At 62.3% G+C, this 15529-nt stretch carries 14 protein-coding genes; 9 read left to right on the top strand and 5 right to left on the bottom strand.

The features are described from left to right. Positions 1-218: 218 nt before the first annotated feature. The 4 genes from clpP (at position 219) to FJW04_RS25835 (ending at position 5573) form a co-directional block, all read left to right on the top strand. A complete protein-coding gene (gene clpP, locus FJW04_RS25850) occupies positions 219-848 on the top strand; it encodes an ATP-dependent Clp endopeptidase proteolytic subunit ClpP (protein WP_015318198.1) in 630 nt (209 codons plus the stop codon). A 295-nt stretch (positions 849-1143) separates the two neighbouring features. Further along, positions 1144-2418 (top strand): ATP-dependent Clp protease ATP-binding subunit ClpX, encoded by a 1275-nt coding sequence (gene clpX / locus FJW04_RS25845; RefSeq protein WP_013532190.1) that lies wholly within the window; start codon positions 1144-1146, stop codon positions 2416-2418. 274 nt (positions 2419-2692) lie between these two features. Further along, positions 2693-5104 carry an endopeptidase La gene (lon, locus tag FJW04_RS25840; RefSeq protein WP_015318197.1) on the top strand — a complete coding sequence of 804 codons (2412 nt, stop codon included), beginning with the start codon at positions 2693-2695 and terminating at the stop codon, positions 5102-5104. 196 nt (positions 5105-5300) lie between these two features. Then, positions 5301-5573, top strand: coding sequence for an HU family DNA-binding protein (locus tag FJW04_RS25835; RefSeq protein ID WP_015318196.1), 273 nt, complete (start codon positions 5301-5303; stop codon positions 5571-5573). 85 nt (positions 5574-5658) lie between these two features. On the opposite strand, the gene FJW04_RS25830 is transcribed toward FJW04_RS25835, so the two are convergent. Continuing rightward, the gene (locus FJW04_RS25830) at positions 5659-6681 is read right to left on the bottom strand and encodes an aldo/keto reductase (protein ID WP_140717512.1); all 1023 of its coding nucleotides are present in this window, start codon (positions 6679-6681) and stop codon (positions 5659-5661) included. A 187-nt stretch (positions 6682-6868) separates the two neighbouring features. Between FJW04_RS25830 and FJW04_RS25825 the strand changes: the two genes are divergently transcribed. After that, on the top strand, positions 6869-7435 hold the full coding sequence (locus tag FJW04_RS25825) for an SIS domain-containing protein (RefSeq protein WP_140717510.1): 567 nt from the start codon (positions 6869-6871) through the stop codon (positions 7433-7435). A gap of 3 nt (positions 7436-7438) precedes the next feature. Beyond that, on the top strand, positions 7439-8182 hold the full coding sequence (locus FJW04_RS25820; RefSeq protein WP_140717508.1) for a creatininase family protein: 744 nt from the start codon (positions 7439-7441) through the stop codon (positions 8180-8182). Between the two features lie 22 nt (positions 8183-8204). On the opposite strand, the gene FJW04_RS25815 is transcribed toward FJW04_RS25820, so the two are convergent. The 3 genes from FJW04_RS25815 to FJW04_RS25805 form a co-directional block, all read right to left on the bottom strand. Then, positions 8205-9122, bottom strand: a complete 918-nt coding sequence (locus FJW04_RS25815; RefSeq protein ID WP_023773222.1) for a carbohydrate ABC transporter permease — start codon at positions 9120-9122, stop codon at positions 8205-8207. A gap of 6 nt (positions 9123-9128) precedes the next feature. After that, positions 9129-10250 (bottom strand): sugar ABC transporter permease, encoded by a 1122-nt coding sequence (locus tag FJW04_RS25810; protein WP_140717506.1) that lies wholly within the window; start codon positions 10248-10250, stop codon positions 9129-9131. Positions 10251-10319: 69 nt separating this feature from the next. Beyond that, entirely contained in the window at positions 10320-11984 is a 1665-nt protein-coding gene (locus FJW04_RS25805; protein WP_015318190.1) for a sugar ABC transporter substrate-binding protein, read from the bottom strand. Positions 11985-12261: 277 nt separating this feature from the next. On the opposite strand from FJW04_RS25805, the gene ugpC reads away from it, so the two are divergent. From ugpC to rbsK, 3 genes are read left to right on the top strand one after another with little or no spacing between them, the layout of a single operon-like run. Continuing rightward, positions 12262-13311: a sn-glycerol-3-phosphate ABC transporter ATP-binding protein UgpC gene (gene ugpC, locus FJW04_RS25800; protein ID WP_140717504.1), complete on the top strand. Its 1050-nt coding sequence runs from the start codon at positions 12262-12264 to the stop codon at positions 13309-13311. Positions 13312-13338: 27 nt separating this feature from the next. Next, positions 13339-13791, top strand: a complete 453-nt coding sequence (locus FJW04_RS25795; protein ID WP_140717502.1) for an RbsD/FucU family protein — start codon at positions 13339-13341, stop codon at positions 13789-13791. A 4-nt stretch (positions 13792-13795) separates the two neighbouring features. Continuing rightward, positions 13796-14728 carry a ribokinase gene (gene rbsK / locus FJW04_RS25790; RefSeq protein ID WP_140717500.1) on the top strand — a complete coding sequence of 311 codons (933 nt, stop codon included), beginning with the start codon at positions 13796-13798 and terminating at the stop codon, positions 14726-14728. Between the two features lie 70 nt (positions 14729-14798). On the opposite strand, the gene FJW04_RS25785 is transcribed toward rbsK, so the two are convergent. Then, positions 14799-15314 (bottom strand): hypothetical protein, encoded by a 516-nt coding sequence (locus FJW04_RS25785; protein ID WP_140717498.1) that lies wholly within the window; start codon positions 15312-15314, stop codon positions 14799-14801. Positions 15315-15529: the final 215 nt, after the last annotated feature.

The raw sequence follows: 15529 nt of genomic DNA, 5'->3' as shown, positions 1-15529 counted from the left end.
CCTGGCGGGGCCGGTCGGTATTTGAGGTCGGCGTGGCATCAGCTGCTGCTAATTCTTGCCCGGAAGCTTGATTCGACTTACCCAGATGGCTAGGACGGGTCGGCCTTGCACAAGGATGAGCCGGCATCCTATTTACATCTTAACGATCCAGAACCGATTCTGCCCGAGCTGCCAGCCTGTCCGGCGCCGGAATCCCACCGCGAGACAAGAGATAACTGATGAAGAATCCCGTCGAAACCTACATGAACCTCGTTCCGATGGTGGTCGAACAGACCAATCGCGGCGAGCGGGCCTACGACATTTTCTCGCGCCTCCTCAAGGAGCGCATCATTTTCATCACCGGTCCGGTCGAGGACGGCATGGCGACGCTGGTCTGCGCGCAGCTCCTGTTCCTCGAAGCGGAGAACCCGAAGAAGGAAATCAACCTCTACATCAATTCGCCGGGCGGCGTCGTCACCTCGGGCATGGCGATCTACGACACCATGCAGTTCATCAAACCGGCCGTGTCGACGCTGTGCATCGGCCAGGCGGCCTCGATGGGCTCGCTGCTGCTGACCGCCGGCCACAAGGACATGCGTTTCGCCACGCCCAACGCCCGTATTATGGTTCACCAGCCGTCCGGCGGCTTCCAGGGGCAGGCGTCCGATATCGAGCGTCACGCCCAGGACATCATCAAGCTGAAGCGTCGCCTCAACGAGGTCTATGTCAAGCACACCGGCAAGAGCTATGAGGACATCGAGAAGACGCTCGACCGCGACCATTTCATGACCGCCGACGAGGCCAAGGATTTTGGCCTGATCGACAAGGTCATTTCGTCGCGCGAGGCGGCCGAGGGAGCGTTGGCATAAAGGCTAGTTGGCAGTTGGATGGCACCATCACGCGCTTTTGGCGTGTCTTGCGTCATTTCGGCCACAATTGGCTGTTCCCTCGGAGGTCGGGATTGCCTACGTTAAGGCTATGTTGATTTTCGACGGCTTAGCTTTGCGTGGGGAAGCTGCGAATCATTGCCACGTTTTCTGATTTGTGTTTCGTACGGAATACGTTGCGGGAGCCGGAAGACTGGCGGCGGCGGATTCCCGCGATAAATAGAGTATGCGCCCTTTCAGCCAGACCATCGGCGGGCGGCCATGAAAGGACATGAAAATGAGCAAGGTCGGCAACAACAGCGGTGATTCCAAGAACACGCTTTATTGCTCGTTTTGCGGCAAGAGCCAGCACGAGGTGCGCAAGCTGATCGCCGGTCCGACGGTGTTCATCTGCGACGAGTGCGTCGAGCTGTGCATGGATATCATCCGCGAGGAGAACAAGACCTCGATGGTGAAGTCGCGCGAGGGCGTGCCGACCCCGCAGGAGATCCTCAAGGTTCTCGACGACTATGTCATCGGCCAGCCCTACGCCAAGCGCGTGCTGTCGGTGGCCGTCCACAACCACTACAAGCGCCTCGCGCACGCCGGCAAGAACAACGATGTCGAGCTGGCCAAGTCCAACATCCTGCTGATCGGCCCGACCGGCTGCGGCAAGACGCTGCTGGCACAGACGCTGGCCCGCATCATCGACGTACCCTTCACCATGGCCGACGCCACGACGCTGACCGAGGCCGGTTACGTCGGCGAGGACGTCGAGAACATCATCCTGAAGCTGTTGCAGTCGGCCGACTACAATGTCGAGCGCGCCCAGCGCGGCATCGTCTACATCGACGAGATCGACAAGATTTCACGCAAGTCCGACAATCCCTCGATCACCCGCGACGTGTCGGGCGAGGGCGTTCAGCAGGCGCTGCTCAAGATCATGGAAGGCACGGTCGCCTCCGTGCCGCCGCAGGGCGGCCGCAAGCACCCGCAGCAGGAGTTCCTGCAGGTCGACACCGCCAACATCCTGTTCATCTGCGGCGGCGCCTTCGCCGGGCTGGACAAGATCATTTCGGATCGCGGCAGGAAAACCTCGATCGGCTTCGGAGCTGTCGTCGCCTCGCCGGAGGATCGCCGCACGGGTGATGTTTTCCGCCTGGTCGAGCCCGAGGATCTGTTGAAGTTCGGCCTCATTCCGGAGTTTGTCGGCCGTCTGCCGGTTCTGGCGACGCTGGAGGATCTCGACGAGCCGGCACTGATCCAGATCCTGACCGAGCCGAAGAATGCGCTGGTCAAGCAGTACCAGCGCCTGTTCGAGATGGAAAATGTCGATCTGACCTTCCACGAGAACGCGCTTTCGGCGATCGCCAAGCGCGCCATCGAGCGCAAGACCGGCGCGCGCGGCCTGCGTTCGATCATGGAAGCGATCCTGCTCGACACGATGTTCGAACTGCCCGCGCTCGAAGGCGTGCGCGAGGTTGTGATTTCGGAAGAGGTGGTGACCGGCAGTGCCCGGCCGCTCTACATCTATTCCGAACAGAAGGAAAAGAAGGGCAATGTCAGCGCCTGATATGGCACTTGGCCCTATATTTTTATGGAACGGCGCCCCTGCGGCGCCGTTTTGCTGTGAGGAACCGGCACAGCGTCGCGATGGAGTGGATTGGGGACGATGTTAACTCTTGATCTTTGCCCTGCCTGCCTCCACCTAACACGAGAAGGCCGAGGTGCCCGATTTCTGTGCTGTAAAACTCCCGTCATAAACGGTGGTAGGCGGAACGATCCCCGGTCGTTAATATGAGATTCGCGGTTGGCCTGATGGTGGCCGCGACATGAAAGGTTGGACAATGGCCAAAATATCCAAGGCTCCCAGCGACGGCGTCTTCGCGGTCCTCCCACTGCGCGACATCGTGGTGTTCCCGCATATGATCGTTCCGCTCTTCGTCGGGCGCGAAAAGTCGATCAAGGCGCTGGAAGAGGTGATGGGTCAGGAAAAGCAGATCCTGCTTGCCACCCAGATGAATGCCGCCGATGACGATCCCGAGCCCGATGCGATCTTCGACATCGGCACGCTCGCCAATGTGCTGCAATTGCTGAAGCTGCCCGACGGCACCGTCAAGGTTCTGGTCGAAGGCGCCTCGCGTGCGAAAATCGTCTCCTTCACCGACCGTCCCGACTTCCACGAGGCCAAGGCCACGGCGCTGGTCGAACCGGAAGAGGAGGAGGTCGAGGTCGAGGCTCTGGCCCGCTCGGTCGTCACTGACTTCGAGAACTACGTCAAGCTGAACAAGAAGATCTCGCCCGAAGTGGTGGGTGCCGCTAGCCAGATAGACGACTATTCCAAGCTCGCCGACACGGTTGCCTCGCATCTTGCCATCAAGATCCCTGAAAAGCAGGAAATGCTGGCCACGCTTTCCGTCAAGGAGCGGCTGGAAAAGGCGATGGGCTTCATGGAAGCCGAAATCTCCGTCCTGCAGGTGGAGAAGCGCATCCGCTCGCGCGTCAAGCGCCAGATGGAGAAGACGCAGCGCGAATACTACCTCAACGAGCAGATGAAGGCGATCCAGAAGGAGCTCGGCGAGGGCGAGGACGGCCGCGACGAGGCCGCCGAGATCGAGGCTCGCATCAAGAAGACCAAGCTCTCCAAGGAGGCCCGCGAAAAGGCGGATGCCGAATTGAAGAAGCTCAGGACGATGTCGCCGATGTCGGCCGAATCGACTGTCGTGCGCAACTATCTCGATTGGCTGCTGTCGATCCCGTGGGGCAAGAACTCCAAGGTCAAGCAGGACCTGGCCTACGCGCAGAACGTGCTCGACACCGATCACTTCGGCCTCGACAAGGTCAAGGACCGCATCGTCGAGTACCTTGCCGTGCAAAGCCGCCAGAAGAAGCTGAAGGGGCCGATCCTGTGCCTCGTCGGCCCTCCCGGCGTCGGCAAGACCTCGCTCGGCAAGTCGATCGCCAAGGCGACCGGTCGCGAATTCATCCGCATGGCGCTTGGCGGCGTGCGTGACGAGGCCGAGATCCGTGGCCACCGGCGCACCTATATCGGCTCGATGCCCGGCAAGGTCATCCAGTCGATGAAGAAGGCCAAGAAGTCCAACCCGCTCTTCCTGCTCGACGAGATCGACAAGATGGGCCAGGACTTCCGTGGCGATCCGTCGTCCGCGCTGCTCGAGGTGCTCGACCCCGAACAGAACTCGACGTTCATGGACCACTACCTCGAGGTCGAATACGACCTGTCGAGCGTAATGTTCGTGACGACGGCGAACACGCTGAACATCCCTGCGCCCCTGATGGACCGCATGGAGATCATCCGTATCGCCGGCTACACCGAGGACGAGAAGATCGAAATCGCCAAGCGGCACCTGATGCCGAAGGTGATCCGCGATCACGCGCTGCAGCCAAAGGAGTTCTCCGTCGGCGAGGACGCGATCCGCGCCATCATCCAGACCTACACCCGTGAAGCGGGCGTCAGAAGCCTGGAGCGCGAGCTGATGAAGCTTGGGCGCAAGGCGGTGACCGAGATCCTGAAGACAAAGAAGAAGACGGTGAGCATCACGGCGGCGAACCTCGCCGACTATCTCGGTGTTCAGCGCTACCGCTTCGGCCAGGTCGAGGCTGACGATCAGGTCGGTGTCGTCACCGGCCTTGCCTGGACGGAAGTCGGCGGCGAGCTGCTGACGGTCGAAGGCGTCATGATGCCCGGCAAGGGCCGCATGACGGTGACCGGCAATCTGCGCGACGTCATGAAGGAATCGATCTCGGCGGCGGCCTCCTATGTCCGCTCGCGCGCCATCGATTTCGGCATCGAGCCGCCGCTGTTCGACAAGCGCGACATCCACGTGCACTTGCCGGAAGGCGCCACGCCGAAGGACGGTCCGTCGGCTGGTGCCGCCATGGCCACGGCCATCGTGTCGGTGCTGACGGGTATTCCGGTGCGGGCGGATGTGGCGATGACTGGCGAGATAACGCTTCGCGGCCGCATCTTGCCGATCGGCGGCCTCAAGGAGAAGCTGCTCGCCGCACTGCGCGGCGGCATCAAGAAGGTGCTGATCCCGGAAGACAACGCCAAGGATCTGGCGGAGATCCCGGACAACGTGAAGAACGGCATGGAAATCATTCCGGTCTCACGCGTCGGTGAGGTGTTGCGCCACGCGCTGGTGCGGATGCCGGAGCCGATCGAATGGGTCGAACCGGTCAATCCGCCGGCTTCCACGGATACGAGCGATGACGCTGGAAAGTCGCTTGCGCATTAGTTTTTTCTAAGGTTGCAGCGCACAAACAGAAAGCCGGGCCTCGCGCCCGGCTTTTTCATGTGAAAAACCCCGGAATTCCGGGCTTTTTCCGCTATTTTCCTGCCTTTTCGACTTGGTTGCGGGAACGCTTCTTTCTAAAGTCCGTTTCCTGCCGGATGAGTCGTGAGTTCCGGTGTTCTCATGGAAGGGAATTTTTATGAACAAGAACGAACTGGTGTCCGCTGTCGCCGACGCCGCGAGCATTTCGAAGGGTGACGCGCAGTCTGCGGTCGATGCAGTGTTTTCTGTCATCTCCGGCGAACTGAAGAAGGGCGGCGATGTCCGGCTTGTCGGCTTTGGCAATTTCACCGTGTCAAAGCGCGCCGCATCCACCGGCCGCAACCCGCAGACCGGCGCCGAAGTGAAGATCCCGGCGCGCACCGTGCCGAAGTTCTCGGCCGGCAAAGGTCTCAAGGACGCCGTCAACTAAGCGCGTTTTTATTTTTGAAAAAACCAGAAAAGCCGGGCTTGCCCGGCTTTTCTTTTTTCGGCGTATTGGGCCGGACGGTAGCTCTTCAAGCTGTCGGGGCGTCGGCGCCCATGAGGCCTTCGTTCTTGAGGTCGGCCCAGAGCGCTGCAGGGAGTTTCGCGTCCAGCAGCGAGCGGTTGCTCTCGACCTCTTCAGGCCGCTGACCGCCGGGGATGACCGAAACCACCGACGGGTGCAACAGCGGGAACTGCAGGGCGGCTTCGATCAACCTGACCCCATGGCGCTTGCAGACGGCCTCGATGCGCGCCACGCGATCGAGCACTTCCTGCGGCGCCTCGGAATAATTGTAGTAAGCGCCGGACTTCGGTCCGGTGGCCAGGATGCCGGAATTGTACGGGCCGCCGAGAACGATGCCGATGCCGCGTTTCTGGCAAAGCGGCAGGAACGATGTCAGCGCCTCCTGTTCCAGCAGCGTATAGCGCCCGGCAAGCAGGAACAGGTCGAAATCGCCGCGCTCGGCCAGGGTCTGGGCCACCTGCCATTCGTTGATGCCGCCGCCGAACGCCTTGATGACGCGCTGGTCGCGCAAGGCGAGCAGGCCATAATAGCCCGAGCGCATGAACTCCTCGATGCGCCGGTCGGACGCCTCTTTGCTGCCGTGGGTGAAGATATCGACATCGTGTACGAACAGGATGTCGATGCGGTCGACGCCAAGCCGCTCCAGCGAGGCCTCGAACGAGCGCATGACACCGTCATAGCTGTAATCGTAGACCTCCTTGCGCGACGGCGTGTCGAAGAACTTGCCGATGCCGGTGCGCTCTTCTGGCGGGCAGGCGCGCATGATGCGGCCGACCTTGCTCGACAGCACGTAGTCGTCGCGCTTCCTGGATCGCAGGAACGGATTGAGGCGCGTTTCCGATAGGCCGAGCCCATAGAGGGGCGCGGTGTCATAATAGCGGCAGCCGGTCGCCCAGGCGGCCTCCAGCGTCGCATTGGCATCCTCGTCGGAGACGGCGCGGTAAAGATTGCCGAGCGGCGCTGTACCGAAACCCAGCTCCGTGAAGGTGATGCCGCCATTGCCGATGCGGTCGAAATGCCGTGACTTCATATCTTGAAATTTTCCCGGATTGATTTGTCTGACATGACACTATCACGCTTGTGGCTTGGCAAAAGCGCCGCTGAGCGTTGGACACGCATTTTCCCGGTTGCTAGCATGAACGAAATCAAGCTGTTCCGGGGAAAAGCGTGATCAGGAATTGCCAATCCAATTCGATTGCCGGCGCGCAGGCGCGGCCGTGAGCAATTCCAGCTCGGAGATGTTCAAGACCGCGCTCGACGAGCTTGGCGCGGTGCTGGCGCGCGTCGACGGTGATCGGATCGACGCCGCCTGTGGGATGCTGGTCGGTGCCAGACAGATCGTCGTCTATGGCTGCGGCCGCGAGGCCCTGCAGGTGAAGGGCTTTGCCATGCGGCTTTATCATCTGGGCCTGCCGGTTTCGGTCGTCGGCGACATGACCACCCCGCCTGTAGGGCAGGGCGATGTCCTGCTTGTCAGTTCCGGACCCGGCGAAACCTCGACCGTACTCACCCTGATGCGCATCGCGCGCGAGGCAGGCGCCACCGTGCTGCTCCTGACCGCCCAGGCAGGCGGCAGCGCCGCAGGGCTGGCCGATTTGACGCTGCTGATCCCGGCGCAGACCATGGCCGACGACCAGGGGCCGCAAAAGACGTCGGTGCTGCCGATGGGCTCGGTGTTCGAGGGCGCGTTGTTCGTGCTGTTCGAGATCATGGTGCTGAAACTCAGGGAGATGACCGCGGCGTCGCCGGAAGCCATGCGCGCCCGCCACACCAACATGGAATAGATCATGCGCTATGAACTGATGCTGCCGCACCAGATCCGAAAGGCAATCGCCCAGAATTGGCCGGTCGCGCTGCCGCTCGGCGTGCTGGAATACCATGGCGAGCACATGGCCGTCGGCATGGATACGCTGGCAGTCGTCAAGACGCTGGAGCTGTTCGAAAAAGAGAGCGATGTCGTCATCCTGCCGCCCTTCTACTATGGCGCGGCGAGCTATGCCGTGGCACCGCCGGAAGGCAGCGGCTCCGTCCAGGTCGGCGGCAATCAACTGGCGCCATTCGGCGAGGCGCTGTTCTACAGCCTGCTGCGCATTGGGTTTCGCAACATCCACGCCATCATTCATCACCAGACCGAGAATTTCGCTGCCGGCATGCCGACGGATCTCGCCTTCAAGACAGCAGGCAGACAGGCGATCTTCCGCTTCCTCGAGAAGCAGCGTGGCGAGGGCTGGTGGGGTTCAGAGACGATGGCCGACTATTATGCCGGACATGCCGAGGGCGAAAACTTCTTCAACTGGGTGCAGGTGCACCCGCTGATGCCGGCCGCCATGAACGGCAAATATCCGTTCGACCACGCCGGCATCGGCGAGACATCGCTGATGCTGGCGCTATGCCCGGAAGCGGTGGACGCCGCGCATTTTGCGGACAACAAAAGCTGGTATACGGCGACTGCGGCGGAAGCCTCGGCAGCACTTGGACAGAAGGGCGTCGCCATGATCATGGATCATCTGCGCGCGATCCTGAAGGCCTAGCGCGGAGAAAAAAGGGCGCCGGTCACTTCACCGCGCCAGCGGTCATGCCCATGATCAGGTAGCGCTCCAGGGCGATGCCGATGACGGCAAGCGGCGCGATCGCGGCCGTGGCAAGCGCCGCCATCGACCACCAGTTGATGCCTTGCGAGCCCGTCTGGCTGGCGACCATGACGGGAATAGTCTTGGCGTCCGTCGAGGTCAAAAGGGCGGCGAAGAAGTACTCGTTCCAGCACAGCACCATCGCCAGGATGAAGGCGGCCACCATGCCCGGCAGCGCGATCGGCATGACAATACGGAAAAAGGCGCCCCAGATCGACAGGCCGTCGACGAGGGCTGCTTCCTCGAGTTCGACGGGGATGGAATTGAACTGGTCGCGCATGATCCAGATGACGATCGGCAGCACCATCAGCGTGTAGAGCAGGATCAGTCCGACGCGGGTATCGAGCAATCCGACTTCACGGTAGAGCACCAGGAAGGGCAGGGCCAGCACCACCGGCGGCAGGATGAGCTGCGACAGGAAGAAGAAGGAGATGTCCTCGTTCTTGAACCAGGCGAAATGGTAGCGGTAGCGGGTCAGGCCATAGGCGGCGAGGCTGCCGATGATGATCGCCAGGCTCGACGCGCCAACCGAGGTGATGACCGAATTCATGAAGCGCTTGAGGAACTCGTCGCGCACGGTCGATGTCTGGAAGATCGAGTCCGGCGACAGGCCAAGCGATCGCCAGCCTTTCCAATCCGGCTGGAAGTCCACGAACGGGATCAGGTGGCCCTGGGTGACATCCACCGCCGTCTTGAAGGATGTGGTGATGGTCCAATAGATCGGAAACAGGCAGATGAAGCCCCAGCAGGCGAGCGCACCATAGATGAAGACGCGGCTGGCGAGGAAGCTCGCCGGCGAGCGGATTTCGGATGCGACGTAGTCGGTGGTCTGAACGCTCATCTCTACCTAATTCACATTGCGCACGAAACGGCTGGCGAACTTCAACAGCCAGGTCACGAACACCACGATGATGACGAGATAGGCCATCGCCAGCATGGTGCCATAGCCAACATTCGAGCGGTCGCGGTATTCGCGGTAGATGAAGCTCGAGACCGAATCGGTGGCGCCGCCCGGACCGCCCGAGGTGACCGTGATGATGATGTCGGCAAGCTTCAGCTTGAAGATGATGCGCAGGATCACCGCCGTCACCGACACCGGCAGCATCAGCGGGAAAGTGACCTGCCAGAAGGTTTGCCAGGCCGTGGCGCCGTCGACACGTGCCGCCTCCAGCACCTCGCGCGACATCGCCTGCAGCCCTGCCAGCAGCATGATCATCATGAACGGGATGAAGGTCCAGGCGTCCAGCAGCATGATCGAGATGCGGGCGGTGATCGGGTTCGAGAAGAAGGCCGGGTCTTCCCAGCCGAGATGGCGCGCCAGCGTGGCTGCCGGTCCAAAGCGGTATTCCATCAGCGACTTGCCGATCATCCACGAGACCGCGACCGGCGACAGCATGAGCGGCATCAGGAACACCACCCGGAAGAACTTGCGAGCCCGGATCTGCGCGTTGAGGAGCAGTGCCAGGCCAAAGGCGATGACATATTCGACCAGCACCGCCAGCACATAGAGCACCATGTTGAACAGGGCGTTGCGGTAGTAGGGGTCGGCGAGCATCTGCCAGAAATTGTCGAGCCCGTTGAACCTGCGGCCGCTGAAGGAGGAGAGGTTCCAATCGGTCAGCGCGATGTAGAAGCCGAACAGGGTCGGGAAGATCACCATCGCAATGGTGAACAAAAGGGCCGGCAGCAGGAACAGCGCGCGCTGGCCGTCCTCGCCGCGTGTCAGAACCTGGCCGATGCCGATCGCCACACCCCACAGCACATAGGCGTAGACCACGGGCCGCCATGTCTCGAAGCCGATCGTATCGACCTCGGTCTTGTAGAGGATCTGCACCACGATCATTGCCAACAGGCCGAGCGTGGCAATCGCCATCAGCGCCCAACCCAGACGCCTGCGGCCCGGCGGGATCAGATCATAGGGGGCGGCGTCTGCCGGCCACCGGGTCGCGGTCGAAGTCTGGTCAGTCACAAATCTCGCCCGTTTGGAAGGGAAGGCTGTGGCCCGGCGTTGCCGCCGGACCACGGTTCACAGGGCAGCCTACATGCCGAGCGAGGCCTTGTAGAGCTTGATCTGCTTGTCGCGGCCAATCTGGTCGGTCAGCTTCTCCCAGGCGGCTGCGATGGCATCGGCGCCTTCCTGCGCCTTCATCTTCCCGGCGAAGGTGTTGGCCAGGATATCCTCGGCGGCGCTGTAATACTGGAAGATGCCGGGGATGCGCGGCTCGATCGCCGCGTTGGGATGATTGTAGCTGTCGCCTTCCGACTTCAGATATGAGGTGATGAACGCCTCGTCGTAGCCGGCCGCCACCCACTCCGGAATGTCGAAGTGCGAATTGCGGTAGGGTTGGAAGCCCGACGGATACATCGCCGTCCAGATCGACAGGTCCTTGCCGCCGAGATGGGCGGCGGCCGACCATGCCGCCTTCTTCTTCTTTTCGTCGCTATCGACGCGGGCCATGACATAGACGCCCCAGCCGAGATAGGCGCAGTTGGGCGAATAGTTCGGGCCGCTGGCGAGCTTCTCCCACTTGCCGGTCTTGGAGTTGTAGACATCGTCGGAGCCCGGCAGGATCGAGAAGCCGGTGACATCGCCGATGACCGAGCTGTCATTGGTCTTGACGTTCGAGCCGACGTCGCCCCACCAGGGGATCATCGAGCCGGTGCCGGCCAGGAACTGCTGGAAGGCGGTGGTGTTCGGGTCGGCATTGATCTGGTCGGCCGGCTCCGACGGCAGGGCGTCGATGACGTCCTGGATGGCGCGTACCCAGGCCGGATTGTTGATGCGTGGCTTCATCGTGTCGGCGTCGAACAGCCAGGCCTTGTCGTCGGGATGCTTGGCGTAGGCGGTGGCACGGCTGCCCAGGAAGTAGAAGCCGAACCCGCCCCAGGGCTTGGGCGCGTCGAGGTAGCCGTAGACATCCTGGCCCTTGAACTTCTTGCCTTTCAGGAACTTGGTCACGGCCTGAACCTCTTGCCAGGTCTTAGGCACGCCCCATTCGCTCGTCGCCCCGCCATCCTTCCACTGCTTGGCGAGGTCGGCATCGGCAAACACGTCGGTGCGGTAGTTGAAATTGTGCGCGTCGCCGTCGATGGTGACCCGGTACTGCTTGCCATCCCACGTGCCGACGGGCGGCTTGAGGTAGTTGACGAGATCGTCGAAGTCGATCTGCTTCTTGACCCAGTCGGGCATCTCCGAAGTCAGGCCTTTGCCGCAGACGTCGCCCTCGAACGGCGCGCCCATCTCGATAATGTCGAAGTCGACGGTGCCGGTGGCGATCGACTGCTGCAGGCGGGCGTTGTAGTCGGCCTGCGCCAGGTCGATCCAGCTGATCTTGGCGCCGGTATAGGTCTCCCATGGCTTCAGGAAACCACGGAACAGCACATTGTGCAGGTTCTGGTTGTTGAGTCCCATGAAGGTGAGCTCGACGCCGGCGAACTCGCCTTCCTTGACATTGGCCTTGGTCGCCTCCAGGCAAAGCTCGCCGACCTTCTGGAAGTCGGCGTCTGTCGGCTGGCCTTTGCCAACCCCGGGGATCTGCAGGATTTTCGAGCGCAGTTCGCTTGCGGCGGAAGCCGGGCGCGTCAGCGCGCCAAGTCCGGCGCCGGATGCGGCGGCGATCGCGGCCATCGAGGCCGCGCCCTTCAATATGTCGCGCCTTGTGGCGCCGGCACGTACCAGTTTGTCGTAAAGACCTACTCGCATGGACTATTTCCTCCCAGAACGTTAGTCGTGAATCGAAAGTGCCAATCGTGCCGGGCGCTGGCCTTTTTAGAAGCGAAATCAGGACCCCGACCTGCGTCGCTTCGCGTTCCGTTTTTTCGGGTAGAGTACCGGCGTTCGGATTGGCGCTCGTCACTATTCTCACAACCAAACGCCGTGTCAACGAGGACGGGTTTTTATCTATAAGAGACCGACTTGCCCTGACCGGTCGCGTTGGTTAGCTTCTGCGCCTACGGCCAGTGGAGCCGATGGGGGAACGATGGCTCAAGTCGCGATCAGCAATGTGGCCAAGGCGTTTGGAACCGTCAAGGTTCTGCACGAAGTCAGCGTCGACATTGCCGATGGCCAGTTCGTCGTGCTTGTCGGCCCGTCCGGTTGCGGAAAGTCCACGCTGCTCAGGATGGTGGCCGGGCTGGAGACCGTCTCCGGCGGCACGATCGCCATCGGTGACCGTGTCGTCAATCACCTGCCGCCCGCAAAACGCGACATCGCCATGGTGTTCCAGAACTATGCGCTCTACCCGCACAAGACGGTCGAGCAGAACATGGCCTTCGCCCTCAAGCTGCGCAAGACCGATCCGGCCGTGGTTGCCGAGCGGGTCAAGCGCGCCGCCGACATCCTCGACCTCAGCCCCTATCTGAAGCGCTACCCGCGCCAGCTTTCCGGCGGCCAGCGTCAGCGCGTCGCCATGGGGCGCGCCATCGTGCGCAATCCGCAGGTATTCCTGTTCGACGAGCCGCTTTCGAATCTCGACGCCAAGCTGCGCGTCCAGATGCGCACCGAGATCAAGGAACTGCACCAGCGGCTGAAGACCACCACCATCTATGTCACCCACGATCAGATCGAAGCCATGACGATGGCCGACAAGATCGTCGTCATGCGCGATGGCCGCATCGAACAGGTCGGCGCGCCGCTGGAGCTTTTCGACCGGCCGGCGAACCTTTTCGTTGCCGGCTTCATCGGCTCGCCGTCGATGAACCTGCTCAAGGGTACCGGGCGCAAGGGCGGCGTCGAGATTGCCGGAACGCTATTCCCGGTCGCTCCGAACAACACCGTCGAGGAAGGGCGCTCCGTCGTCTATGGTGTGCGCCCCGAACATCTCGAAATCCATCCCGAAGGCGTGCCGGCGAAGATTTCCGTGGTCGAGCCGACCGGCTCGGAAACCCTGGTGTTCCTCCGCTTCGGCGACGGCGAGATGGTGGCGCTGTTTCGCGAGCGCCATGACTTCAAGCCCGGCGATACGCTGAAGCTCCGGCCAAGGCTCGACCATATCCATCTGTTCGACGCCGAGACCGGCAAGCGTCTCTGATCTCAAACGCACTCCACGAGGACCATCATGCTCAAAGGGATCGATCCGTTGCTCAATGCCGACGTGCTCCAGGCATTGCGGGCGATGGGGCATGGCGACGACCTGATCATCGCCGACACCAACTTCCCGTCCGATTCGGTGGCGCGCCAGACGGCGCTCGGTCGGGTGCTCCGCATCGATGCGCCGGCGGCGCAAGTGGTCAAGGCGGTGCTGTCGCTCTACCCGCTGGACACCTTCGTCGATGATTCCGCCGCCCGAATGGAGATCGTCGGAAAGCCGGACGAGATCCCAGCCGTGCAGAAGGAAGTGCAGAAAGAGATCGACGCCGCGGAGGGCAAGTTCTGGCCGATGGTGCCGGTCGAGCGTTACGCCTTCTACGAGCGCGCCAAGCAGGCCTATTGCGTCATCCAGACCGGCGAACGCCGCTTCTACGGCTGCTTTGCCTTCCGCAAGGGCGTCGTGCCGCCGGATGCGGAGTAGCGGCATGGCCTCGGGCAAGCCGGTCGTCATCCTCGGTGTGTTTGTCGCCGACACGGCCTACAGGGCCCAGCGCCAGCCGCGCATGGGCGAAACGATCCTTGGCAATTCCTTCAAGCTGGGGCCAGGCGGCAAGGGGTCGAACCAGGCCGTGGCCGCTGGCAAGCTGGGGGCAGATGTCGCGTTCCTGACCCGCCTCGGTGTCGATGCCTTCGCCGACATGGCCAAGCGGACCTGGAAGGATGCCGGCGTGAAGAGCGCCGCCATCGACACGCCGGACAGCTACACCGGTGCCGCCTACATCTTCGTCGAGGAGGGGAGCGGCAACAACGCCATCATCGTCAGCCCCGGCGCTGCCATGCTGATCACGCCCGAGGACATCGAAGCCAATGCCGACCTTATCAGGGGTGCCGGAGTTTTCGTGACGCAGCTCGAACAGCCGATCGATGCCGCGATGCGGGCGTTGGAGATCGCGCGCGGGGCCGGGGTGGCGACCATCCTCAACCCGGCACCGGCGGCAAAGCTACCCGACCGCATCTACACGCTCTGCGACTATCTTACACCGAACGAGACAGAGACGGAGGAGTTGACCGGGCTGAAAGTTTCTTCGGTCGAGGAGGCCCGCGCCGCCGCCGGCAAGCTGCTCGAAAAGGGCGTCGGCACGGTCATCGTCACGCTGGGCGACAAGGGTGCGCTCCTGCACACGAAGGATCGCTCCGAGCATGTTTCCGCCATCAGCGTGGGACCCGTGGTCGAGACCACCGGCGCGGGGGACGCCTTCAACGGTGGCTTGGCCGCAGCACTTTCGCGCGGCGCGGAGCCGCTGGAGGCGGTGCGCTTCGCCTGCGCCGTGGCCGGCATTTCGGTGACCCGTCCAGGCACGGCACCGTCTATGCCGACATTGCAGGAGGTCGAGGCGTTGCTGGCCGAGCGCCGCTGAGGCTGCTCAGGGCTCGCGGTGCCCCGGAGCCCAGCCCGTTCTGGCCTCCGGGTCAGTGGGCGTTGAGAAGCTACTGCATGACGTAGCAGCGCTTTCCCTGGTCGGGAGCGGGATCGCCGAATGCATCGTTGTCGCATTGGACGCCATTGCGGAACACGTCCTGCGTGAACCGGCCGCGGGCGCCATACCTGACCACCTTGCGGCCATAGAAATCGCAGAATTCGCCTTCCTCGGCGCAGACCGCCCACTTCTCGCGGCGTGGCTGATCGTAGTCGTCGTTCGACTCGTCAAGGTCGCGCTTCACGATGAAGCAGAACTTTTCCTTGCCCGGCGCGGGATCGCCGAAAACGCGGTTCGAACAGGGTACCGCGTTGCGCTCGATGTAACGCGAGGTCGTGCGGCCCCTGGCGCCGTAGACGACCTCGGCGGGATAGGGCAGGCGGCAGATCTCACCCTCGCGAGCGCATCGCTGCAGCCGGTCGGCCGACGCGGCGGCGGGAAAAAGGACGGATGCGGCCGTCGTCGCGCCACCCAGGCAAATCAGCGTGAATATCGTGCGCGTGGAAATGTTCGGTGCAATTGACATTACGTCCTCCATGCCATTCCGGCAGCATACTGCAATGTGGCTGCCTGCGGCATGAATCGAGCGTTGTGGGCGATTGCGCAAGCAGATTCGCAACGACCAAGTCGTCCGCTGTCCGCAGGGCCGCTTCGTCCGTTGCTTGGCGACCCACAGGAATCGCGTCGTGGATTCCAAGGCATCGCTCATGCAAGAGTGATTTTGGAGCCAAGAAGAGCCGG

Origin of the sequence: Mesorhizobium sp. B2-7-3 (genome assembly GCF_006440715.1) — a bacterium.
Taxonomy (GTDB): Bacteria; Pseudomonadota; Alphaproteobacteria; order Rhizobiales; family Rhizobiaceae; genus Mesorhizobium; species Mesorhizobium australicum.
This window is presented reverse-complemented; position numbering and strand designations above follow the sequence as displayed.